The organism is Devosia oryzisoli (genome assembly GCF_014837245.1).
Lineage (GTDB): Bacteria > Pseudomonadota > Alphaproteobacteria > Rhizobiales > Devosiaceae > Devosia > Devosia oryzisoli.
The window spans coordinates 56859-76751 of the sequence record NZ_JACYFU010000005.1; the positions used below are offsets into that span (position 1 = coordinate 56859).

The following is a 19893-nucleotide window of genomic DNA, read 5'->3' on the forward strand; positions in this document are numbered from 1 at the left end:
CCGGCGCTCCTAGAGAAGATCGCACAAGGCTGCCACCAACGGCTCGTCCGCCGGCGGCATTGGATAGTCGCGAAGCGCCTGCGGGCGCACCCATTTGAGCGCCTGATGTTCACGCGCTTCGACAAATCCCTGCCACTTGCGGCATACGTAAAGTGGCATCAAGAGGTGAATGTTCTCGTAAGAATGACTGGCAAACGACAATGGAGCCAGGCACGCCTGCTTGGTCTCTATTGCCAGTTCTTCGCGCAGCTCCCGGATCAATGCGTCTTCGGGCGTTTCGCCCGGCTCGACCTTGCCGCCGGGAAATTCCCAGAGCCCGGCCATGGACTTGCCCTCGGGCCGCTGGGCGATGAGGACGCGCCGATCCGGATCGACCAGCGCGCAGGCGACGACGAGCAGCAGCGGTTTGTCGCTCACTTGGGCGCTCCCGGTATGCGGTAGGAATAGTCGTATTGGTGGACATAGCCGAGCGCGCTGTAGAGCGCCTTGGCGGCAGCGTTGTCGGCCTGGACGTTGAGCGCGGCGTAACGGGCTCCCTGGCCCCTGGCCCAGGAAAGGCCTGAGCGCATCATGGCTGCGGCCAGGCCCTGGCGGCGGCGGGCGGGATCGGTGACGACATTGCCGGTGACGACGATGCCATCGGCCACGGCCATGATGGAGGAGGCCACGGCTTGCCCGTTCCGGTAGAGGAGAACACCGGCGGCAGGCACTTTGAGGGCAGCCAGAAGGTTCTTCATGCCGCTCATGGCGGTTGCGTCATAGCCCTGCAGGCGCTGCGCCGCGGCGAGAAATTGGGCATCGAGCACGGGGAGGACCCGCGCCTCGGGGTCCGCTTCCTGCTCGCCGAGTTCCATGGCGAAGAGATGGCTGGGGTCGAGCACGGTCCAGCCGGCCTCGTCCAGCGTGGCGTTGAGCTCCGGGCTCGACAGCGGGGTGATGCGGAACACCGGCTTGATCTTGCGCAACACCATCCAGGACGCAGCCGAGATCACCCGCACATCGGCATCTTCGAAATCGTCCGGATCGAAGCACTGCGTGCAGTTGGCGCGCTTGGTGTAGCCGCCCGCGGCGCGGCGGACCCAGGAGCGGTCCCAATGTTCCTCGATGCCCGGCCAGGCCTTGAGCCCGGCGCGTTCGAAGGCTTCGGCGTCCGGAAAGCCCATTTCAGCTTCGGTAGTCGCCGTTGATGGTGATGTAGCCGTGGGTGAGGTCGCAGGTGTAGACCGTCGCCCGGCCGTCGCCCAGGCCGAGATGCACCGTCAGCTCCAGATCCTCGCCCTTCATGTAGGCGCTGGTGGCGGCTTCGTCGTAGCCGGCGGCGCGCTCGCCGTCTTTGGCGACCAGGATGTCACCGAAGCGGATGGCGAGCCTGTCGCGATCGGCCGGTTCACCAGCCTTGCCGACGGCCATCACCACGCGGCCCCAATTGGCGTCCTCACCGGCAATGGCGGTCTTTACCAGCGGCGAATCCGCGATGGCCTTGGCGATGCGGAAGGCGGAGGCGTCGGAGGTGGCGCCCTCGACATGCACCGAGACCTGCTTGGTCGCGCCTTCGCCATCGCGCACCACCTGGATGGCGAGGTCGAACAACACGTCCGACAGGGCGGCGCCAAAAATCTCGGCGCGCGGATCATCGAGGCTGGTCAGCGGCTCGACCTCGGCCTTGCCGGTGGCAAAGGCGAGGAGTGTGTCGGACGTGGAGGTGTCGCTGTCGACGGTGATGGCGTTGAAGCTGGTCTGCACGTGGCGCGCCAGCAGCGCCTGCAGCACCGCGGCGCTGACCGGCATGTCGGTGACGACGAAACTGAGCATGGTCGCCATGTCGGGCGCGATCATGCCCGAGCCCTTGGCGATGCCGTTGATGCGGATTTCGACGCCATCGATGTCGAGCACCGCACCATTGAGCTTGGGATAGGTGTCGGTCGTCATGATCGCCTTGGCCGGGTCGATCCAGGGCGTATCGGCCAGGCGCGTCGCGGTTTCGTCCAGCACGCCAGCGAATTTGCCGGCATCGAGCGGTTCACCGATGACACCCGTCGAGGCGAGGAATATCTCGTCCGTCGAGCAGCCCAGCGCCTCGGCGGCGATTCTGGCTGTCATCTCGACGCTTTGCTGGCCCTTGAAGCCGGTAAAGGCGTTGGCGTTGCCCGAATTGACCACGAGCCCGCGCGCCACTCCGCCCGGCAGGCGCGCCCGGCACCAGTCGACGGCGGCCGAGGAGCATTTCGAGCGGGTGAGGACGCCGGCCGCCACGGTACCCGCGTCGAACGCCATCAGCAGCACGTCGGTGCGGTTCTTGTACTTGATGCCCGCTTCGGCCGTGGCGAAGCGCACCCCGGCGATGGGCGGCAGCTCGGGGTAGCTTTTCGGGGCAAGCGGCGAAACCGGGTGGGCGGCCATGGGGAACAACCTTGCTTGGGGCAAATCGACAGGATTTCGGGTGTGCCCCAAAGGCCTGCCGGACGCAAGACGCGGCAGGCCATCGCTCGGTTGTCAGCCTCCGTGGGCGAGGCGGTAGCTGTAGATGGCCGTGACCCCGATGGGCACCAAAAGGGCGGCCAGCAGGGCGACGAACAGGTGTGCCGGGTCTTCCAGCACCAGGGCCGAGACAAGGAGCAGGAACCCGCCGGCCATGAAGAGGAGGCCGCCAAGACGCTGGGTCTTCTGCCAGACCACGGCATCGGCTACCCACGGCAGCCTTATGCCGGCAAGGCCATTGCGCTGTGTCTTGGGCATGACATTGCCGAGCACGACCAGCATGACGCCGAGGCCGACGCAGATCACCCGCACCATCAGGTCGGGATAGCCGAGGCCGATGAGGATGGTGGTCACCGCGATGGTTAGAAAAAGAGCACTGAGGGCCGGCACGATGGTGCGCCAGGCATGTCTGCTGGCCTCGAGCTGCGCCGGCGGGGCAAAACGGCCCACCGCCCAGAAGATCAACATGACGATCGCCCCAAACAGCGGCGGCAGGATGAGGGCGCCATTCCGGGGCAGGAACGCATCGGGCTCCCCGGTGATGCCCCAGTGCACGGGCAGCACCGTTCCGGCGGGAATGAGGCCATATCCCGCCAGCGTCACGGCGATGAGGGCGCCCCACAGGCCAAGATTGAGAGGAGACAGGATGACCCGGTTCATTCGTCGTTTTCCTTGAGACGGAGAAGGCTTGCCAGCGCCCCCTCCAGTATGGAGGTGTTGAGGTGGTAGACGATGCTTGTCCCGCGCCGTTCCACGGCGACGAGCTCGGCCTCTTTGAGCTTGTTGAAGTGGACCGACAGGGTCGGCTTGCTGAACGCGAAATGCTCCGCCAGCTCACCGGCGGTCATCGGCCCCTGCTTGAGCAGCGCCAGCACCTTCCGGCGAGCCGGGTGGGAGAGCGCTTCGAACACCGCATTGATACCCATGGCGGACCCTGATTAGACATAACGCTAAATAGCGTGGTAGCTAATTAGCGTCAAGGCTAATTTTAGGGGCTCGTGCGGAGTTCGGCCAGGAGCGGGTCGAGGGCGTCGAACTGTTCGGGATAGGCGCCGGTGCTGCCCGAGGCGATGGCCTCGTTGAGCGCGGCCTCGGAGGGGTAGAGATCGGACAGAACGAGAAAGGTCCGACCGTCCTTTTCCTCGAGGGTCAGGGTGGTGACTGAGCCCTCCTCGCCCTCCTCATTGGTCCAGACGATGCGGCTGGGCGGGACGACCTCGAGGTAACGGCCAAAAAACGCCATGGGCTGATCGGACGACGGGGTGCCGAAGACGAAGCGGTAGCTGCCGCCGGTGCGCACATCGGCTTCGCACGAGAGGAAGGTGATGCCGAACGATTTCGGCGCCCACCAGCGCATCAGGAGCTCGGGTTTGCTCCAGGCGTCGAAGACCAGTTGCGCCGGCCCATCGAAGGTCCTGGTGATGACGAGCTCCCGCTCGGATCGGCGCTCGACATCGGTGCGGTGCGTTGCGGCGGGCTCAGTCATGGTGTCCTCCATTCGATGAATTGTTCTGCTTGAGATCGGCGAGAACCGCGTCGAGCGCCTCGAAGCGGGCGGCCCAGAGCGCGCGATAGCGCTCGATCCAGGCCGCTTCCGCCTCGAGCCGGCTGGCGCCCAGCCGGCAGGTGCGCACCCGCCCCACCTTCTCGGTGGCGACGAGCCCGGCCTGCTCGAGCACGGCAACGTGCTTTTTCATGCCGGTGAGCGTCATCCCGAAGCTCTGGGCAAGATCGGTTATCGAAGCGTCCGAGCGCCCCAGACGCTCCAGCACGCCACGGCGGGTGGCATCGGCAAGAGCGGCAAAGGCGGTGTCGGCATGAGCGTCATGAAACTGAACCATATGGTTCACTATAAGCGAACTGGCGGGAGACGCAAGTGGGGGTTTGAGACGCTCGGATTGTCCGCGTGCTCGCGCAGAGATGGGCAGCCGGTTCACCTCTCCTCAACCATCTTGCTTTAAGTTCCTCTGCAGGCCAAAATAACACCCCGGGAAGGCGGTCGGAGCCGTGGCTTTGCGCGATCTGCTGCCCGTGATGGTCCTGACGGTTGCCGCCGCGATGCTGGCGGGAGCCCAGACCATGGCGGCCCCTCAATCGGGCCAGATGGCCGTAGCCTTCCCACCTTTCACCAGCGAGACCGCAGCCTGGGAAGTCGTCCGGGAAGCGGGCGGCTACGTCGTGGCGCCCACGCGGCTCCCCAATGTCGTCGTTGCCTATGCCCCCGATCCGGACTTCCAGGATCGGGCGCGGCGGCTGGGGGCGCTCCTTTTTCTTTCTGCAAAGGGGCTTTGCGCCCCGCAGCTGTCTTCTGAGGCATCATGAACCTGAATACCATCCGCGGCCAGTCTCTCCTGGCGATCGTTGCCCTCACTGTCCTCATGTCGGTGGGCGTGATCGGCGCAGAATTTCTCATCCATGGCGCCTTGGGCGGCGCCTCTCTGCTCGCCGGGCTCAGCCTGGCCGCCACGGGGACAAGCTATGTCCTCAAACGCCAATCCGCCGCGTTCCGCTACATGACCGTGGGCGTGATGATGACGGACGTCATGGCCCTTCTGGCGGTCGCGCGCGGCAACCCGATCCAGACCGACCTGCACATGGCGTTCTTTGCGGCTCTCGCCATCTGCGCGCTGCTCTATGACAGCAAGACCATCCTCCTGGGCGCGGCCCTCGTGGCGGTGCACCACCTGGTGCTCGGCATGGCGATGAGCGAACTGGTGTTTTATGGCGGTGGCGGGCTGGGACGCGTGGTGCTGCACGCCGTCATCCTCATCGTGGAAGCGGCGGGCCTGATCTGGATGACCGAGAACACGCGTCATCTGCTCAATGTCGCCGACCAACGGTCCGAGGAAGCGGTGGTCAGCGCCCGACACGCCGAGGCCCTCACCGAAGAAATCGAGCAGGCGACGGCAACCCGCCGCGAGGAACGCGCCCGCATGATGGACCAGCTTTCGAGCGAGTTCAGCCGCGTGATCGACGCCGCCGCAGCCGGCAATTTCGAGGACCGGATCACCGGCACCTTTGCCGATCCGGCACTGACCGCCCTTGCCGAAGGGGTAAACAACCTCGTCGAAGTAGTCGATCGCAGCCTTGGCGAGACGGGCGACGTGCTTGCTGCGCTGGCCCAGACCGATCTCACCAAGCGGGTTTCGGGGCAGTATCAGGGCACGCTGGCAAAGCTCAAGACCGACACCAATGCGGTCGCGGACAATCTCGCGCAGGTGGTGTCGCAGCTGCGGGACACCTCGCAGGCGCTCAAGCTCGCCACCGGGGAATTGCTGGCCGGCACCAATGACCTCGCCGAGCGCACCAGCAAGCAGGCGGCCGCCATCGAGCAGACTTCGGCGGCCATGGAACAACTGGCGGCTACCGTGGGCGAGAACGCCCGCCGCGCACAGGACGCCTCCAAGCGCACCCGATCGGCCGCGCACCTTGCCGACGAGGGCCGCGCGGTGATGGATGAAGCGACCGAGGCCATGGAGCGCATCAGCACCTCGTCGGCCAAGATTTCCAACATCATCGGGCTCATCGACGACATTGCTTTCCAGACCAACCTGCTGGCGCTCAACGCCTCGGTGGAAGCGGCTCGCGCCGGAGAAGCGGGCAAGGGGTTTGCCGTCGTGGCAGTGGAGGTGCGGCGCCTCGCCCAGTCGGCGGCGCAGGCCTCCTCGGACGTCAAGCGGCTGATCGAGCAGAGCGCCCAGGAAGTCAGCGGCGGCGGCAGGCTGGTCGAGACGGCGGCCCAGAAGCTGCAGGCGATCCTGGCTTCAGTGCAGGCCAACAGCGCGCTGATGAGCGACGTGTCCGTAGCCAGCACCGAGCAGGCTTCCGCCATCGGCGAGGTGACCGGCGCCATCCGCCAGATGGACGAGATGACGCAGCACAACGCGGCGCTGGTGGAAGAAACCAATGCCGCCATCGAACAGACCGAAGCGCGGGCGGTCGAACTGGACGCCATTGTGGGCGTGTTCAAGACGGACGCTGCGGTGCAACGGCCGACCCCAAAACCCGCAGCCGCTCCCGCTGCCGTTCGGCGCGCCTATAGCGGCCGCAGCAACGCCGCCGAAAAGCTCGACTGGAGCGCGTTCTAAGGCATCACCGGCACCGCCGGAAGATGTGTCGGATCATGTCGTGCGTGCCGCCCTCGTGGTTCGAGGCTCGTGAAAAACTCGCACCTCACCATGAGGGCGGCCGGGATTCGGTCTGCCGGGGGCGCAGCGACCCTCGAACCACGAGGGCGTGGCACAATGGCTCACACCCGCATCGGCATCAGCGCGCGCCTACAACAAGAACAGCCGCTATTCGAAGCGGGCGCAGTAGTCGTCGGTGACGGTGTCGCCGAAATCGTAGCGGATGATCAGCACCGGCGCGCCATCTGAGGCCCGCGTGGTGTTCATGGCGGCGGTGGTGGCCGTGTCGTCGGAGGCAAACGGGCCGCCATCGAACGCGACTTCGCCGTTCGGCGCGAGCGACAGGCTCCCGCCCCCCTCGAGCCCCTCAACGACATAGCTCCCAGCGGCGTCCACATCGAAGGTCCAGCTATAGCTGCTGAAATCGAGGCCGCTGACGCAGGCGTAGCGGCCGGGCACCAGGTCGGCGCTGGGCGCGTAGCTGGAGGAGATGTCGAAGGCGGTCGCGGGAGCGGCCATGGCCACAAGGGCGAGGCCGATGAAAAGACGTCCTGGCATCAAGAAATCCTGCTGGCGCTAGTATTCGATGGTGGCGCAGGTGTCCCAATCATAGGGAAGATCCTCACCGGCCCGCATTTTCGTGCCTACCTGTTCGCCATACATCTTGCTGATCTGGAAGCGCGCTTCCTCGCCCAGGCCGGACTGGATCATCAACTCTTCGGCCGCGTTGATGTGATTGTTGCCGAGCTCTTCGAGCATGGCGGCGTCGGCCTCCTCGCCCTGCTCCTGCAGCGTCTGGGACGAGAGGATGAAGCCGGCCCCACACGTCATCAGCATGTCGATCTTGGCGTCGCGGAGATCTTCGGGCGAGGGGGTCGCCTTGGTCTTTTCCGTCTTGAGCAGGGGCAGGCATTCTTCAGGCTCGAAGCCGGCATCGGTGCCGTTTTCCATGGCCGTGTCGACTTCGCCCATGATCCGGAAGCCGGTGGCCTCGCGCTCGGCCTCCGAAACGCCCGCCTCTGCCAGGGCCCGGTCGGCCATGGTGAGCAGCGCCGTGCCGTAATCGGTAAAGGTCTGCTTGTCCTCCTCGGTCTCGGCGATGGACGGATCATCGGCGATGAGCAGGTAGCCGGCGCCGCAGCGCAGCAGGAGGTCGACCCTGTCCTCCGCTTCGGCCGCCAGGGACGGCGACACGGTTGCGACAGCGACCAGCGCCAGAGCAGGCAGCAGCTTGAGCATGAAATATTCCCCCCACGGTGGAGGGAAGATAAGATCAGATCGCGGGTTTTTCCAAGCGGTATCTTCAGCGTTCTTCACACGAACAAGTATCGCCCACGCGAGGTCAACAAAAATCAGCTGCGGGAAACACTTTCCCCGCTGGTGCACAGCAAAGCTCTCGGCTAGCGTGGGGGACGCGCCGTGGATGGCGCCGATAGCGGGAGACTTCAGGGTGCGCAGATTGCATGGTGCCGCGGTGCTGGTTGTGCTCTGGGCCTTGCCCGCTGCCGCTGCGGAGACGGCGACAGAAGCCTGCAATCGCCTGACAGCAAGCCCCTACGCCATGGAGAGCGCAGAGACCGGCGTGCCATTCGATCAGCTGGACGCGCCCAAGGCGATCGCGGCCTGCGAGGCGGCCCTCGTGGCGCAACCCGGCGATGCAACGCTTCGGTACCAGCTCGGCCGGGCCTACGACGCGGCGGGCGACGCGGCAAAAGCCATCGCGGCCTATGAGGCAGCGGGAACACCCCTCGCCGAGTACAGCCTGGGCGCGCTCTACGAAGGCGGCTACGGCGTGGAGGTCGATGCGGCCAAGGCGTTCAGCCATTACCGCAAGGCCGCCGAGGCGCCGCTGGGGATAGCGCGTGAAGCGCTGGGGCGCATGTACGAGAAAGGCCTCGGCACCAAAGTCGACCACGGCATGGCCGCGCGCCTCTACCAGGAGGCCATGGACCTCGGTTTCGCGCCCGCCAGCGGGGCGCTCGGCTATCTCTACGAAAATGGCTGGGGCGTCGAGAAGGACGAGGTCAAGGCCCTCGCGCTCTATCGCACCGCAGCCGACGCGGGAGAGGCCTTCGCCATCCACAACACGGCCGTCTACCATGCCGAGGGCCGCGGCGGCCTCGGGGTCGACATGGCCCAGGCGGTGGCGCTCTACGAAAAGGCGGCGGCGCTGGGCTGGGAGCCGGCCATGCTCAACCTCGGCCTCGTCTATGGGCAAGGATCGGGCGTCGACCGCGACGCCGCCATGGCCGAGGCAAAATTCCGCCAGGTGATAGAATTGGACGGCGCTCTGCGGGCGGAAGCCGAGAACGCGCTGGCCTGGATGCTGGCGGCCGACGGCGAGCGGCTGGGCGAGGCCGAGACGCTGGCCCGCGCCGCGGTGGCGGCGTCCCCCGAGGAGGCCAATTACCTCGACACCCTGGCGTGGGTGCTGCACCGCTCCGGCCAGCAGGAGGAGGCACTGGACCTGGCCACAAAAGCCGTGGCGCTCGACGCCAAGCCCGCCTATCGCGAGCATCTCGAGGCCATCAAGTCAGGTCGCTAGCGCCGTCCGGCGTGATGCTCCCTACCCCCTGAGCCCGATCAGCGCCTTCACCACGGCCTTGCCATCCTCGGTTTGCCATTCGGCCGGGCCCTGCAGGACGGCGAGTTCACAGCCGTCCGGATCGAGAAGGAGCGTTGCGGGAAGACCCACCGCGACCGCTTCGCGCTTGAGGCGGTCGAAGGCGGCAAAGCTGTTGTCCGCGTAGAGCGGCAGGTTTTCAAAGCCGCCTTCGGCCAGGAAGGCTTTTGCCTTTTCCAGCCCGCCTTCGCCGATGTCGAGGTTGATCGGCAGCACCTTGAACTTGTCCGAGTTGAACTCGCCCGCGATCTGGTCGAGCGCCGGCATTTCCTCGCGGCAGGGAATGCACCAGCTGGCCCAGAAATTGACCAGCAGTGCCTTGCCCTCGAAATCGGCAATGGTGTGCGCGGCGCCCGCTTCGTCCTTGAAGGCGAGGTCGGCATAGCCGCGCCCCTGGCCCGTGCCCATGAGGGCGGCCAACTCGCCGGTCGCGGCGGTATCGATGATCTGGGCCGCCGCCGGTTGCGCCTTGCACGAGTTGGCCTGGGCAGAGTTGCCCAGATAAAACCACGCCGCTATAGCTACGCCCGCACAAACGACCAGCCCGACAAGACCGGGCAGGACGAAGCGGCCTCGCCCGCGTGGCTGGTTTGCGCTGGTGTCCGACATGGCAACTCCCGAAAGGCTTTTTCTATGAGCAACAAGATGTGGGGTGGACGGTTTGCTTCCGGCCCCGACGCCATCATGGAAGAGATAAACGCCTCGATCGGCTTCGACCAGCGCCTGTTCCGCCAGGATATTGCCGGATCGAAGGCCCACGCGACAATGCTCGAGAAGACGGGCATTTTGACGCGCGCCGACCGCGACGCCATCCTGGCAGGTCTGGACGAGGTGCTCGGCGAAATCGAGGGCGGCAGCTTCACGTTTTCGCGCGCGCTCGAAGACATCCACATGAACGTCGAGCAGCGCCTGCGCGACAAGATCGGTGACGCGGCGGGGCGCCTGCATACCGCGCGCTCGCGCAACGACCAGGTGGCGACAGACTTCAAGCTCTATGTGCGCGACACCATCGACCATCTCGTGGCCCAGATCCGCGCGCTGCAGCTGGCGCTGGTGAGCCGCGCCGAAGAGGAAGCCGAAACCATCCTGCCCGGCTTTACCCATCTGCAGAACGCCCAGCCGGTGACCTTCGGCCATCATCTGCTGGCCTATGTGGAAATGCTCAGCCGCGACGTGGGACGGCTGAACGACGCGCGTCGGCGCCTCAACGAAAGCCCGCTTGGTTCGGCCGCGCTGGCCGGCACGCCCTACCCGATCGACCGGGACATGACGGCGAGCGCACTCGGCTTCGACCGGCCGACGGCCAATTCGCTCGATGCGGTGTCGGACCGCGATTTCATCCTCGAAACGCTGGCGGCCGCGTCGATCTGCGCCATGCACCTCAGCCGTTTTGCCGAGGAGATGGTGATCTGGAGTTCGGCCCAGTTCGGCTTCGTCAAGCTATCGGACAAGTTCACCACCGGCTCGTCCATCATGCCGCAAAAGCGCAATCCGGACGCCGCCGAGCTGGTGCGCGCCAAGATTGGCCGGATCATGGGGGCACTTAACTCGCTGCTGGTGGTGATGAAGGGCCTGCCGCTCGCCTATTCCAAGGACATGCAGGAAGACAAGGAAGTCGCCTTCGACGCGCTCGACGCGCTCTCCCTGTCGCTGGCCGCCATGACCGGCATGGTCGCCGACATGGAGCCCAACCGCGAACGGATGCACGCCTCGGCCTCGGCCGGGTTTTCCACCGCCACCGACATCGCCGACTGGCTGGTGCGCGAGATCAATATCCCCTTCCGCGACGCCCACCACATCACCGGGCAGATCGTGGCGCTGGCGGAAAAGAAGGATTGCGGGCTCGAGGGCCTCACCATCGAGGACTTCAAGAGCATCGACGATCGCATCGACAGCCGCATCCACAAGGTTCTGACTGTGGAAGCCTCCGTCGCGGCGCGCAAATCCTATGGCGGCACGGCGCCGGCCAATGTGCTCATGCAGGCCGCGCGCTGGAAATCGGCGCTGACCGGGGAGCAGCACGAGCCGCGGGCGCTCAAGGGACGAAAGCATGGCGGCCATGGCGATGGCGGGGTTGAGTGACCGTATGCCAACGGCGTAGGCTGGAGCAATTGTCCACACGGTCATTCCCGCGAAAGCGGGAACCCCTGTTGCGGTAACATCCACCTCAAACGGAGGTCCCCGCTTCGCGGGGATGACACCGGGATAGGACAAGCGGTAGCGCAAAGTGGCGGCTGAAGGAAAAGATGCCAACGGCCTAGGCTGGAGTAATCGTCCACAAGGTCATTTCCGCGAAAGCGGGAACCCCTGTGGCCTTGAACAGAGATCCCCGCTTTCGCGGGGATGACACCGAGATGTGGGAAGCGGCGGTTGAAGGAAAAAGATGCCCCTTAAACAGCGTCCCATGCGCCTGACCCCGCGCCACGTCGCCTACCTCCAGCCCGAAGACGTCACCGAAGGCCTGCCCGAACCGCCCGAGGGCATGCGGGCCGCGACGGAGGACGATCATCGCGCCACCATCGAGCGCTTCTTCGGCGGCGGCCAGGCGCATGACGAGACCTGGATTTTTGCCTATGGCTCCCTGATCTGGAAGCCGGCCTGCGACTTCGTCGAGATGCGCCGGGGCCTGCTGCATGGCTGGCACCGCGCCTTTTGCCTGGGGTGGAACAACCGCTTTCGTGGCAGCGACGAAAATCCCGGGCTGATGCTGGCGCTCGACCGCGGTGGCGCCTGTACTGGCGCGCTCTACCGCCTGCCCGACGCGCGGCGCGACGAGTGCCTCGTAAAACTGTTCGAACGCGAAATGGGCTGGCTGCCCAGCGCCTTTCCCCCGCGCATGGTGACGGTCCGCTCGGGCGAACGGGTGGTGCGGGCGCTGACCTTCTGCATCGACCGCAAGTCCGGGCGCTACGTTTCCGGGCTCAGCGAAGAAGAGATTGCCGACGTGCTCGCGACCGCCACCGGCACGCGCGGCTCCATGGCCGAATATCTGCATGCCACCGTCGAGCATCTCGAACAGATGGGTATTCACGATCCCCATCTCTGGCGCTTGCAGCATATGGTAGCCCACCGGATCGAGGCGACGTTCGAGGCGCGGGGCGCTTAGCCGGTGCTGCTGCTCGGGACCGAGTCGATGGAGGTGCACCGCTCACCCCGGCCCTCTCCCCTGAGGGGCGAGGGGGCGCAGGAGCGGCGAGCGCAGAGGGAGGCCTAGGCCTCGAGCGCCAGCAATTCGTCGATGGTCTGGCGGCGGCGGATGAGGCGGAGGGTGTCGCCGTCGCGCAGCATTTCGGGCGCCAGGGGGCGGGAATTATAGTTGGACGACATGCTCGCTCCATAGGCCCCGGCGTCGCGCAGGATGGCGAAATCCCCTACCTGCGGCAGGGGCAGGTCGCGGAAATCGACGAAGCCGCCATCGGCCTGGGTGAAGACGTCGCCTGATTCGCAAAGCGGCCCGGCCACGGCGGTGGGCCCGACAGGACCGGACACCGGTTCGCCTCGAGGGGTGACAAAACAGATGTCGTGGTGGCTGCCATAGAGGGCGGGCCGCGCCAGGTCGTTGAAGCCAGCGTCGATCATGACGAAATGGTTGTTGGCGACCTGCTTGACGGCGCGCACTTCGGCCACGAGGAGCCCGGCATTGGCCACGAGAAACCGGCCGGGCTCGAGCTCGAGCCGGAGCCTGGTCCCGGTGATCGCCTCGGCCTCGCGCCGCGCCTTGTCCCAGGCCGCGAAATATTCCTGCGTATCGATTTCCGGTTCACCCGCGCGATAGGGCACGGAAAGGCCGCCGCCTGCCGAGATCGCCTCGATCGGACGATTGGTGCGCCGCACAGCGTCGACCATGCTGTCGCAGACGCGGTGCAGGTGCTGGTAATCGACGCCCGAACCGATGTGCATGTGCAGCCCCACCAGGTGCAGCCCATGCTCGTCGATCAGCCGAACGCAGGCTTCCAGTTCGTCGTGCCAGATGCCGTGCTTGCTCGAAGGGCCCCCGGTATTGGTCTTGCGGCTGTGCCCGTGCCCGAAGCCGGGGTTGATGCGCAGCCACACCGGATGCCCGGGGTGCGCTGCCCCGACCTGCTGCAGCATGTCGGGCGAGCCGCAATTGACCGGAATGCCCAGTTCGACGACGCGCCTGAGCGTCGCGGCATCGATAATGTCGGCGGTAAAGACGATTTCCTGCGCTGCCGTGCCCGGCTGGTAGCCAGCGCGCAGCGCCCGCTCGATCTCGCCGAGCGAGACCGCGTCGACCATCACCCCCAGGCCGCGCAGCAGCCGGAGGATATGGGTGTTGCTGTTGGCCTTTTGCGCGTAGCGCACGCAATCAAAGAAGCGCAGCTGCTCGACCCGCGCCCGGATCGGACCGGCGTCGTAGAGCCAGACCGGCGTGCCCACCTGCCGTGCAGACTGGAGGGCAGCCTCGATGAGGTCGGGCGGCAGGGCGCTGGGTCGGGTCACGTCGATTGTCCGGCTGGAGAGAATTTTGCGGGGCTCTTTACCGCACCCCGAAGCGCCCGCAAAGCCTTGCGCGCAACGGATCGTTACTGTCCACGCGCCTGCTGGCCGAGCGAGACCACCTCGACCGGACGCCCATGGAGGGCATCGTCCACCTTGGCAACCAGGTCGGCCAGGGTAAAGGGCTTGGGGATGACATCGTAGATCAGGGCATCGAGCCCGTGCGCCCGCTCGCGCTGGTCGGCAAAGCCGGTCATCAGCACGATGGTCAGATCGGGGTAGCGGGCGCCGGCATGGAGCGCGAGGCCAATGCCGTCCATGATGGGCATCTTGATGTCGGAGAGGAGCAGGTCGAAGCGCCCCTCTTCGGCATCGAGCGTTTCGGCCGCCAGCCCCCCATCTTCTTCGGCCACGATCTCGTGCCCTTTCATGGTGAGGGCGCTGACCACGAAGGCGCGTACGGAAGGGTCGTCTTCGGCGACAAGGATGCGGGCCATGGCGCTCTCCTAATGATGTTGTGTCGGGGCGGCCGGCGCGGCCGCAGGGGCCGGTTCGGCGGCCTGGCGTTGGCTGGTGGCGGGCGGTTCGCCAACTGGCATGTCCGGTTGCGGGTTCGGCCGGTCGTCCCGTTCGCCGCCCCCGAAGGTGAGTTGCACGCGGGTTGCACTCTCGGGCGGATCGCTGAGCCTGGTGTCGAAGGTGGCGCGCTCGCCGGCCATGAGGTCGGGTACGCGCGGCTGGGCACTCCACTGATAGACGATCTTGCCGGAAGCGTCGAACAGGGTGACGACGACCGGCGGGACCGGGCTGGGCCGGGAGCGCAGTCCCACGATCTGGGCCGAGACGGACAGCACGGTGCGCCCGCCCATGGACGTAATGCCCGACTGCACATTGGCAAAGTCGAGGCCCACCACATTTACGCCCAGACCGATGGCCTGGTAGAGGCCAGCCAGGCTCGGGTAGCGATCAACGATCTGGACGCGCGCGAAATAGGCCGTTGCCAGCATGGCGACCAGGAGGAGTGCAGCGCCCATCCGGGCAGAGCGGCGCAACCGGGCGAGCGGCAGTTGCGACACCATCTCGTTGTGGCGCCGCGAAAACGCCTTCTGCCGCTTATGCAACTCGGCCGCGTCGACCGTTTGTGGTTCGAGGGGCGGGCGCCGGACGGGGAGCTGCTCGGCAGCAACGGCCTCGGCCTCCGCCGCAAGCGCTTCATCGAGGAGATCTTCGTCGACGTCCGAAAACAACCGGTCCGCATCCTCTGCCGGTGGCTCGGGCGGCAGCGCGGCCTGCTTCCAGTCCCGGTGGCAATGGGCGCACTGCACCTTGCGCCCGGCCGAGCCGATGGCGTCATAGGTGACCTGGTACTTGGTCTGGCAATGCGGACAGGTAATGATCATCGGGCCGGCGGCACGGGGGAAAGACGGCCCGACCCTAGCGCGCGCCGGGTTAAAACTCCTCAAACCCGCAAACGCACCACATTTGTGCCGCTTTCCCCCGCCCAAAGGGCCCCCGATGCCGCAGGCGGGGCGCCCCGCTGCTATGATGACGCCACTGCCTGATTCGCCGCCATCGGCGCGGGTGACGCTGGACGCGCTGGGGAGCTGTTATTGATTGAATTTTCCGACGTGGGTCTGCGCTACGGCAACGGGCCGGAAATCCTCACCGATTTGAGCTTTTCCATCGAGCCCGGCTCGTTTCACTTTCTCACCGGCCCCTCTGGCTCGGGCAAGACGAGCCTCTTGCGCCTGCTGCTGCTTTCGCTCAAGCCCAGCCGCGGCAAGGTCACCATGTTCGGCGAGGACGTCAGCCGCCTCAACCAGGACAGCCTGCTGCAGATGCGGCGCCACATCGGCATCGTGTTCCAGGAATTCCGGCTGCTCGATCACCTCACGACGTTCGAAAACGTCGCCCTGCCGTTGCGCGTGCTGGGCCAGGTGGAGAGCGAATATCGGCCCAACGTGATCGAACTGCTCGAGTGGGTGGGGCTGGGGGAGCGCATGCACGCTTTTCCGAGCCTGCTTTCCGGCGGAGAAAAGCAGCGCGCCGCCATCGCCCGGGCCGTCATCGGACGTCCAAAGGTGTTGCTGGCCGACGAACCGACCGGCAATGTGGACCCGGAACTGTCCGACCGCCTGGTGCACCTGTTTGCCGAGCTCAACCGCACGCTGGGCACCACCATTATCCTGGCCACGCACGAATTGCCGCTGCTCGATCGGTTCGGTTATCCGCGCATGGTGCTCAACAAGGGGGAGCTGACCATCCATGATTAGGCAGCTTCTCGCCCGCCTGCCCCGCCGCGTCGGCGGCTTTCCCATCGTGCCCGAAAAGAGCGTGGCCGGACGGACGCTGCTGCTGCTCGTCACCATCATGGCCTTCCTTTCGGCGGTGACGCTGGGCGGGGTGGTGCTGGTGCAGAAATCGGCCATTGCCTGGTCGGCCGATGTGGGACGGGAACTGACCATCCAGATCCGCCCGGTCGAGGGCGAGGTGATGGAGAGCAATCTGCGCACCGCCGTGTCACTGGCCGAATCGACCCCCGGCGTCGCCAGCGCGCGCGCGCTCAGCATCGAGGAAAGCCAGAACCTCCTGCGCCCCTGGCTCGGGCAAGGGCTCGACCTTTCGGCCATCGACATTCCCCGCCTCATCGTCGTGCAATTGTCCGATCCGCTCGATGCGGACATCCCCTCGCTGCAGCGCAATCTGGGCGCCATCAAGGGGGCCAGCCTCGATACGCACGCTGCCTGGCGACAGCAGCTCAACACCATGGCCGGCACGGTGGTGCTCTCGGGCGTTCTGATCCTGGGGCTGATCGGGGTGGCGACCGTCCTCGCCATCATCTTCGCCACGCGCGGGGCCATGGCCACCAACCGCGAAATCGTCGACGTGCTGCATTTCATCGGCGCCTCGAACCGCTTCATCGCCGGGGCGTTCCAGGGGCGGTTCCTGTCGATCGGCCTGCAGGGGGGGCTGCTGGGCGCGCTCCTCTCCATCCTGTTCTTCCTCATCATCGGCACCGCTGCCGGGAGCGTACTGCCCAGCGAGGCAACGGCGCAGGTGGGGGTGCTGTTCGGGCAGTTTCTCCTCGGCTGGGAAGGCATGATCGTCATTCTCGCCCTGGTGCCCGTCATGGCCGTGCTGACCGCCGTCACCTCCCGGGTCACCGTCCGGCGTTATCTCAGCGAAGCTTCGTGACGAAAGGCTAGAGGGCGCCAGCCCCCCGCCTTTGGAAGGAGAGTGCATGCCGATCAGAAAAGCCGTCCAGGCCGTCCGCACGGCGCTCTTCTACCTGCTGTTCCTGGGGCAGACGATCGTGCTGGCGCTAGTCATCGGCACTATCGGCATCACGGCGGGCCGCACGCGCCTCACCTGGGCGCTGGCCCGCTACTGGTGCTGGTCCAACATCCATATCCTGCGCTGGACCACCGGCATGAAGACGGACGTGAGCGGGGACGAGAACATTCCGCCAGGCGGCTGCATCATCGCCTCCAAGCACCAGTCCGACTGGGACATCTTCGCCATCTTTCCCCATACCGGCCGGCCTGCCTATATCGCCAAGAAGGAACTGACCCGCATTCCCTTCTTTGGCTGGGCGGCGCTGTCGCTCGACACCATCGAGATCGACCGGCAAAAGGGCGCCGACGCCATCCCGCAGATGATCGAGCAGGGGCGCGAGGCCATCGCGCGGGGCTGCCGCATCGTCATCTATCCCGAGGGCACGCGCCGCGCCCCCCTGGCGCCGCCGCAATACCGCCAGGGCATTGCCCGCCTCTACGCGGCACTCGATGTGCCCGTGGTGCCGGTGGCGCTGAACTCGGGCCTGTTCTGGGGGCGCAACAGCCTCGTCATCTGGCCCGGAACGGCCAAGGCGCGGTTCCTGCCGCCCATCGAGCCGGGCCTGCCGCAGGCCGAATTCATGGCGCGTTTGCGCGCGGCAATCGAGCCGGCTTCCGATGTCCTGGCCGAAGAGGCGCTCTCCGAGAGGCTGGCACGGCCGATGACGCCGGCGCTGGCTGAGGGCGTGGCGAAACTGCGGGCCCGCCGCAGCGAAGACACCAGATGTTGACGGCAGGGCCGACGCAAGCCATACATGTAGATGAGAACACAGAAGCCGCTTGACCAACATCGGCTTTCGTTCTACCTTTGTTCTCATTGCGATGGAGGGCGGCATGGCCGGGTTTTCAGGCGGTTCGAGGCAAGAGCGGACGGTGCACTGGCTGGGATGCTCGGGACAGGTCTACGATCTTTGCCCGGAAAGCCTCGAGGCCTTCGCGATGAACGAAGATGCGCTCTATCTCCTCGCCAAGGGACGGAACGGGCTCTGGGTCGGGTCCACCGCAGACCTCGTCGCCGACCCGCTGAGCCGCGCCCGCTTCCGCCTCGCCATGACCTGCGCCGACAAGGTGTTCCGCATCGGTTCTGCGGCCGGATCGGGCGAACGGCTCAGCGTCATCCATGATCTCGAAGCGGGCGAACCGGCTTCAGAACTGCGCGCTCAGGCGGCCTGACCCGCCGCGGCCTCGGTTTCGAGCGCTTCGACCAGGGCCACGAGCCCGGCATCGTGAATGCCCAGCTGCTCGAGATGGCGCACCGTATTGACGACATAGTCGACATTGCGCCCCGAGAGCCCCCGGGCCTCGCGCACCATCTCCACCTGTTCCTCAAGGCTCAGCCGCCCCGCGAACTGCTCGTGCCGCTCGTCGATGACATAGGTCAGGGCCATGACCGAGCGGCCATCGTCGAGCCGCACCGGCCGCACGACATTCCGATAAACCATCGTCACCTGTTCGCGGGCCTGGAGATAATCGAAGACGCCCGACCAGTCGGCGTCGGTCACCTCGAACGCCATGCCGCGGCAGGCGCCGCCACGGGCGAGGCCGAAGACGAGGCCCGGGCGTTCCACTGTGCCGCGGTGGTGATGGGAAATGATGGACAGGCTCCGGTGCGCCCCGCGCAGGAGTCCGAGCTGCGCACTGCGAAACGGGAAGCCGGGGTTCCAGATCAACGAGCCGTAGCCGAAAACCCACCGGCTCGCTGCTGTGTCGACCGCATTTGTCATGGCCATCAATTTAGCGCTCCTTGTCCCGCCTCACAACCGCCGCCCTCTCTGGCAAGAGATGCGGCAGCGCGGGACGAACCTGTCTCACCCAGCCGCGACGGGAAACCCGCTTCTGACATTGCGCCTCTGCGGTTAAGAAGGCAGCCATGAGCAAGCGAATCATCATCCTCGGTGTCGTCGTCGTCCTGGTCGTTCTCGCCTGGAGTGGCGCCTGGCTGTTCTTGGCTGGCCAGGTGCGGCAGCAGGTGGAAGCCCTGGCCCTCGCCGATGGCGAGACCGCGCCACAGCTCACCTGCGGCGACCTTTCCGTCGGCGGCTATCCTTTCCGCTTCGACCTCGACTGCACCGATGCGGTGCTGGTCGCCGCCGATGTCATGGCGGAGATGCCCGAGCTGCGCGCCAGCGTCATGGTCTATCGGCCCAATCATATCCTGGCCTGGGCCAAGGGGCCGCTGGAACTGTCCGACGCCTTCACAGGGCAGCGCAGTGCCCTCGAATGGACCGGCATGGAAGCCAGCCTCCGGATCGAGGACTGGCGCGTTGCCCGCTTTTCCCTCATCGCCGACGCCCCGACCTGGACCGACCGGCTGTTCGAGCACCAGATCGCCAAGGCCGACCATGTGGAATTCCACCTGCTCGACATTCCCGAGGCGCATGACGCCGACCGGCACCTGGCCGCGCTCGCCAACTATGCCAGCGCCAGGGGCGTCGAGGCTCCCGGGCTTGGGCTGACGGGAGGGGAGGCCGAGCTCGAGGCCGAAATCAGCGCCCTGCCCGACGACATTCGCACGCTGGGGGCCGAGCCTCTGTTGCCGGCCTGGCAGCGCAATGGCGGCGTGCTGACGCTGACGCGGCTTCACGCCACCGACGCCACGGCGGACCTGGAAGCGACGGGGCACATCGCGCTGGACGAGCAGGGCTTCCCCAATGGCACGATCGAGATCACCTCGAGCGGTGTCGCCGAGCGGATCGGGCCCCTGATCGAGGAGCCCTGGCGCACGCTGGTGCTCGGCGTTCCGGGTGAAGATGGCCGCCACAAGAACCAGATCAATCTGCGCGGTGGAACCCTGTCCTCCGGCCTCGTGCCGATCGCGACGGTCCCGTCCCTGTTCTAGCGCTCGCGTGGTTCGAGGCTGCGCTGCGCTGCG

General features: G+C 66.2%; 24 protein-coding genes. 10 read left to right on the forward strand and 14 right to left on the reverse strand.

Translation table 11 applies throughout. The features are described from left to right. Positions 1-9: 9 nt before the first annotated feature. The 7 genes from mutT to IC608_RS16460 all read right to left on the reverse strand — a co-directional run bounded on the left by mutT (position 10) and on the right by IC608_RS16460 (position 4319). The gene (mutT, locus tag IC608_RS16430; protein ID WP_191777805.1) at positions 10-417 is read right to left on the reverse strand and encodes an 8-oxo-dGTP diphosphatase MutT; all 408 of its coding nucleotides are present in this window, start codon (positions 415-417) and stop codon (positions 10-12) included. Beyond that, positions 414-1163 carry a GNAT family N-acetyltransferase gene (locus IC608_RS16435; RefSeq protein WP_191777807.1) on the reverse strand — a complete coding sequence of 250 codons (750 nt, stop codon included), beginning with the start codon at positions 1161-1163 and terminating at the stop codon, positions 414-416. The genes mutT and IC608_RS16435 overlap by 4 nt, the downstream gene beginning before the upstream one ends. Before the next feature lies 1 nt (position 1164). Continuing rightward, positions 1165-2400 carry a bifunctional glutamate N-acetyltransferase/amino-acid acetyltransferase ArgJ gene (argJ, locus tag IC608_RS16440; protein ID WP_191777809.1) on the reverse strand — a complete coding sequence of 412 codons (1236 nt, stop codon included), beginning with the start codon at positions 2398-2400 and terminating at the stop codon, positions 1165-1167. 93 nt (positions 2401-2493) lie between these two features. Next, positions 2494-3138, reverse strand: a complete 645-nt coding sequence (locus IC608_RS16445) for an SdpI family protein (protein WP_191777811.1) — start codon at positions 3136-3138, stop codon at positions 2494-2496. Next, positions 3135-3404 carry an autorepressor SdpR family transcription factor gene (locus IC608_RS16450; RefSeq protein WP_210316401.1) on the reverse strand — a complete coding sequence of 90 codons (270 nt, stop codon included), beginning with the start codon at positions 3402-3404 and terminating at the stop codon, positions 3135-3137. Before IC608_RS16450 ends, IC608_RS16445 begins: the two co-directional genes overlap by 4 nt. Positions 3405-3466: 62 nt before the next feature. Continuing rightward, positions 3467-3964: an SRPBCC family protein gene (locus IC608_RS16455; protein WP_191777813.1), complete on the reverse strand. Its 498-nt coding sequence runs from the start codon at positions 3962-3964 to the stop codon at positions 3467-3469. Beyond that, a complete protein-coding gene (locus tag IC608_RS16460; protein WP_191777815.1) occupies positions 3957-4319 on the reverse strand; it encodes an ArsR/SmtB family transcription factor in 363 nt (120 codons plus the stop codon). Before IC608_RS16460 ends, IC608_RS16455 begins: the two co-directional genes overlap by 8 nt. Positions 4320-4485: 166 nt before the next feature. Between IC608_RS16460 and IC608_RS16465 the strand changes: the two genes are divergently transcribed. Continuing rightward, positions 4486-4800, forward strand: a complete 315-nt coding sequence (locus IC608_RS16465; protein ID WP_191777817.1) for a hypothetical protein — start codon at positions 4486-4488, stop codon at positions 4798-4800. Beyond that, complete coding sequence (locus IC608_RS16470) at positions 4797-6566, forward strand: methyl-accepting chemotaxis protein (protein WP_248306458.1); 1770 nt, start codon at positions 4797-4799, stop codon at positions 6564-6566. Before IC608_RS16465 ends, IC608_RS16470 begins: the two co-directional genes overlap by 4 nt. 207 nt (positions 6567-6773) lie before the next feature. Here IC608_RS16470 and IC608_RS16475 read toward each other — a convergent pair whose 3' ends face one another. Continuing rightward, on the reverse strand, positions 6774-7163 hold the full coding sequence (locus IC608_RS16475) for a hypothetical protein (RefSeq protein WP_191777819.1): 390 nt from the start codon (positions 7161-7163) through the stop codon (positions 6774-6776). Positions 7164-7181: 18 nt separating this feature from the next. After that, a complete protein-coding gene (locus IC608_RS16480) occupies positions 7182-7844 on the reverse strand; it encodes a hypothetical protein (protein ID WP_191777821.1) in 663 nt (220 codons plus the stop codon). Positions 7845-8055: 211 nt separating this feature from the next. Between IC608_RS16480 and IC608_RS16485 the strand changes: the two genes are divergently transcribed. Then, a complete protein-coding gene (locus IC608_RS16485) occupies positions 8056-9150 on the forward strand; it encodes a tetratricopeptide repeat protein (protein ID WP_191777823.1) in 1095 nt (364 codons plus the stop codon). A 21-nt stretch (positions 9151-9171) separates the two neighbouring features. Here the strand turns inward: IC608_RS16485 and IC608_RS16490 are convergent, their stop codons facing one another. Continuing rightward, positions 9172-9837: a redoxin domain-containing protein gene (locus IC608_RS16490; RefSeq protein WP_191777824.1), complete on the reverse strand. Its 666-nt coding sequence runs from the start codon at positions 9835-9837 to the stop codon at positions 9172-9174. A 24-nt stretch (positions 9838-9861) separates the two neighbouring features. On the opposite strand from IC608_RS16490, the gene argH reads away from it, so the two are divergent. Both argH and IC608_RS16500 read left to right on the forward strand, forming a co-directional pair. Then, positions 9862-11310 carry an argininosuccinate lyase gene (gene argH / locus IC608_RS16495; RefSeq protein ID WP_191777825.1) on the forward strand — a complete coding sequence of 483 codons (1449 nt, stop codon included), beginning with the start codon at positions 9862-9864 and terminating at the stop codon, positions 11308-11310. Positions 11311-11611: 301 nt separating this feature from the next. Continuing rightward, positions 11612-12334: a gamma-glutamylcyclotransferase gene (locus tag IC608_RS16500; protein ID WP_191777826.1), complete on the forward strand. Its 723-nt coding sequence runs from the start codon at positions 11612-11614 to the stop codon at positions 12332-12334. A 104-nt stretch (positions 12335-12438) separates the two neighbouring features. On the opposite strand, the gene lysA is transcribed toward IC608_RS16500, so the two are convergent. From lysA to IC608_RS16515, 3 genes are all read right to left on the reverse strand, one after another. Continuing rightward, positions 12439-13689: a diaminopimelate decarboxylase gene (gene lysA, locus IC608_RS16505; protein WP_345890917.1), complete on the reverse strand. Its 1251-nt coding sequence runs from the start codon at positions 13687-13689 to the stop codon at positions 12439-12441. Between the two features lie 83 nt (positions 13690-13772). Further along, the gene (locus tag IC608_RS16510) at positions 13773-14183 is read right to left on the reverse strand and encodes a response regulator (RefSeq protein ID WP_191777827.1); all 411 of its coding nucleotides are present in this window, start codon (positions 14181-14183) and stop codon (positions 13773-13775) included. Between the two features lie 9 nt (positions 14184-14192). After that, positions 14193-15086: an MJ0042-type zinc finger domain-containing protein gene (locus IC608_RS16515; protein WP_191778000.1), complete on the reverse strand. Its 894-nt coding sequence runs from the start codon at positions 15084-15086 to the stop codon at positions 14193-14195. 210 nt (positions 15087-15296) lie between these two features. Here IC608_RS16515 and IC608_RS16520 point away from each other — a divergent pair, with 210 nt between their 5' ends. The 4 genes from IC608_RS16520 to IC608_RS16535 all read left to right on the forward strand — a co-directional run bounded on the left by IC608_RS16520 (position 15297) and on the right by IC608_RS16535 (position 18194). After that, complete coding sequence (locus IC608_RS16520) at positions 15297-15959, forward strand: cell division ATP-binding protein FtsE (protein WP_191777828.1); 663 nt, start codon at positions 15297-15299, stop codon at positions 15957-15959. Beyond that, a complete protein-coding gene (locus IC608_RS16525; RefSeq protein ID WP_191777829.1) occupies positions 15952-16881 on the forward strand; it encodes a cell division protein FtsX in 930 nt (309 codons plus the stop codon). Before IC608_RS16520 ends, IC608_RS16525 begins: the two co-directional genes overlap by 8 nt. Positions 16882-16927: 46 nt before the next feature. Beyond that, positions 16928-17752, forward strand: a complete 825-nt coding sequence (locus tag IC608_RS16530) for a lysophospholipid acyltransferase family protein (protein WP_191777830.1) — start codon at positions 16928-16930, stop codon at positions 17750-17752. A 103-nt stretch (positions 17753-17855) separates the two neighbouring features. Next, the gene (locus IC608_RS16535) at positions 17856-18194 is read left to right on the forward strand and encodes a hypothetical protein (protein ID WP_191777831.1); all 339 of its coding nucleotides are present in this window, start codon (positions 17856-17858) and stop codon (positions 18192-18194) included. On the opposite strand, the gene IC608_RS16540 is transcribed toward IC608_RS16535, so the two are convergent. Next, positions 18182-18751, reverse strand: coding sequence for a gamma-glutamylcyclotransferase (locus IC608_RS16540; protein ID WP_191777832.1), 570 nt, complete (start codon positions 18749-18751; stop codon positions 18182-18184). The two genes, IC608_RS16535 and IC608_RS16540, sit on opposite strands and share 13 nt — an antisense overlap. A 140-nt stretch (positions 18752-18891) precedes the next feature. Between IC608_RS16540 and IC608_RS16545 the strand changes: the two genes are divergently transcribed. Further along, a complete protein-coding gene (locus IC608_RS16545; protein WP_191777833.1) occupies positions 18892-19860 on the forward strand; it encodes a DUF2125 domain-containing protein in 969 nt (322 codons plus the stop codon). Positions 19861-19893: the final 33 nt, after the last annotated feature.

What these genes read in the sequence shown, in the direction of transcription:
- IC608_RS16435 (WP_191777807.1), bottom strand. Translation starts at nt 1,163, where the DNA reads ATGGGCTTTCCGGACGCCGAAGCCTTCGAACGCGCCGGGCTCAAGGCC.
- argJ (WP_191777809.1), bottom strand. Translation starts at nt 2,400, where the DNA reads ATGGCCGCCCACCCGGTTTCGCCGCTTGCCCCGAAAAGCTACCCCGAG.
- IC608_RS16445 (WP_191777811.1), bottom strand. Translation starts at nt 3,138, where the DNA reads ATGAACCGGGTCATCCTGTCTCCTCTCAATCTTGGCCTGTGGGGCGCC.
- IC608_RS16450 (WP_210316401.1), bottom strand. Translation starts at nt 3,404, where the DNA reads ATGGGTATCAATGCGGTGTTCGAAGCGCTCTCCCACCCGGCTCGCCGG.
- IC608_RS16455 (WP_191777813.1), bottom strand. Translation starts at nt 3,964, where the DNA reads ATGACTGAGCCCGCCGCAACGCACCGCACCGATGTCGAGCGCCGATCC.
- IC608_RS16460 (WP_191777815.1), bottom strand. Translation starts at nt 4,319, where the DNA reads ATGGTTCAGTTTCATGACGCTCATGCCGACACCGCCTTTGCCGCTCTT.
- IC608_RS16470 (WP_248306458.1), top strand. Translation starts at nt 4,797, where the DNA reads ATGAACCTGAATACCATCCGCGGCCAGTCTCTCCTGGCGATCGTTGCC.
- IC608_RS16475 (WP_191777819.1), bottom strand. Translation starts at nt 7,163, where the DNA reads ATGCCAGGACGTCTTTTCATCGGCCTCGCCCTTGTGGCCATGGCCGCT.
- IC608_RS16480 (WP_191777821.1), bottom strand. Translation starts at nt 7,844, where the DNA reads ATGCTCAAGCTGCTGCCTGCTCTGGCGCTGGTCGCTGTCGCAACCGTG.
- IC608_RS16490 (WP_191777824.1), bottom strand. Translation starts at nt 9,837, where the DNA reads ATGTCGGACACCAGCGCAAACCAGCCACGCGGGCGAGGCCGCTTCGTC.
- argH (WP_191777825.1), top strand. Translation starts at nt 9,862, where the DNA reads ATGAGCAACAAGATGTGGGGTGGACGGTTTGCTTCCGGCCCCGACGCC.
- IC608_RS16500 (WP_191777826.1), top strand. Translation starts at nt 11,612, where the DNA reads ATGCCCCTTAAACAGCGTCCCATGCGCCTGACCCCGCGCCACGTCGCC.
- IC608_RS16510 (WP_191777827.1), bottom strand. Translation starts at nt 14,183, where the DNA reads ATGGCCCGCATCCTTGTCGCCGAAGACGACCCTTCCGTACGCGCCTTC.
- IC608_RS16515 (WP_191778000.1), bottom strand. Translation starts at nt 15,086, where the DNA reads ATGATCATTACCTGTCCGCATTGCCAGACCAAGTACCAGGTCACCTAT.
- IC608_RS16525 (WP_191777829.1), top strand. Translation starts at nt 15,952, where the DNA reads ATGATTAGGCAGCTTCTCGCCCGCCTGCCCCGCCGCGTCGGCGGCTTT.
- IC608_RS16530 (WP_191777830.1), top strand. Translation starts at nt 16,928, where the DNA reads ATGCCGATCAGAAAAGCCGTCCAGGCCGTCCGCACGGCGCTCTTCTAC.
- IC608_RS16535 (WP_191777831.1), top strand. Translation starts at nt 17,856, where the DNA reads ATGGCCGGGTTTTCAGGCGGTTCGAGGCAAGAGCGGACGGTGCACTGG.
- IC608_RS16540 (WP_191777832.1), bottom strand. Translation starts at nt 18,751, where the DNA reads ATGGCCATGACAAATGCGGTCGACACAGCAGCGAGCCGGTGGGTTTTC.
- IC608_RS16545 (WP_191777833.1), top strand. Translation starts at nt 18,892, where the DNA reads ATGAGCAAGCGAATCATCATCCTCGGTGTCGTCGTCGTCCTGGTCGTT.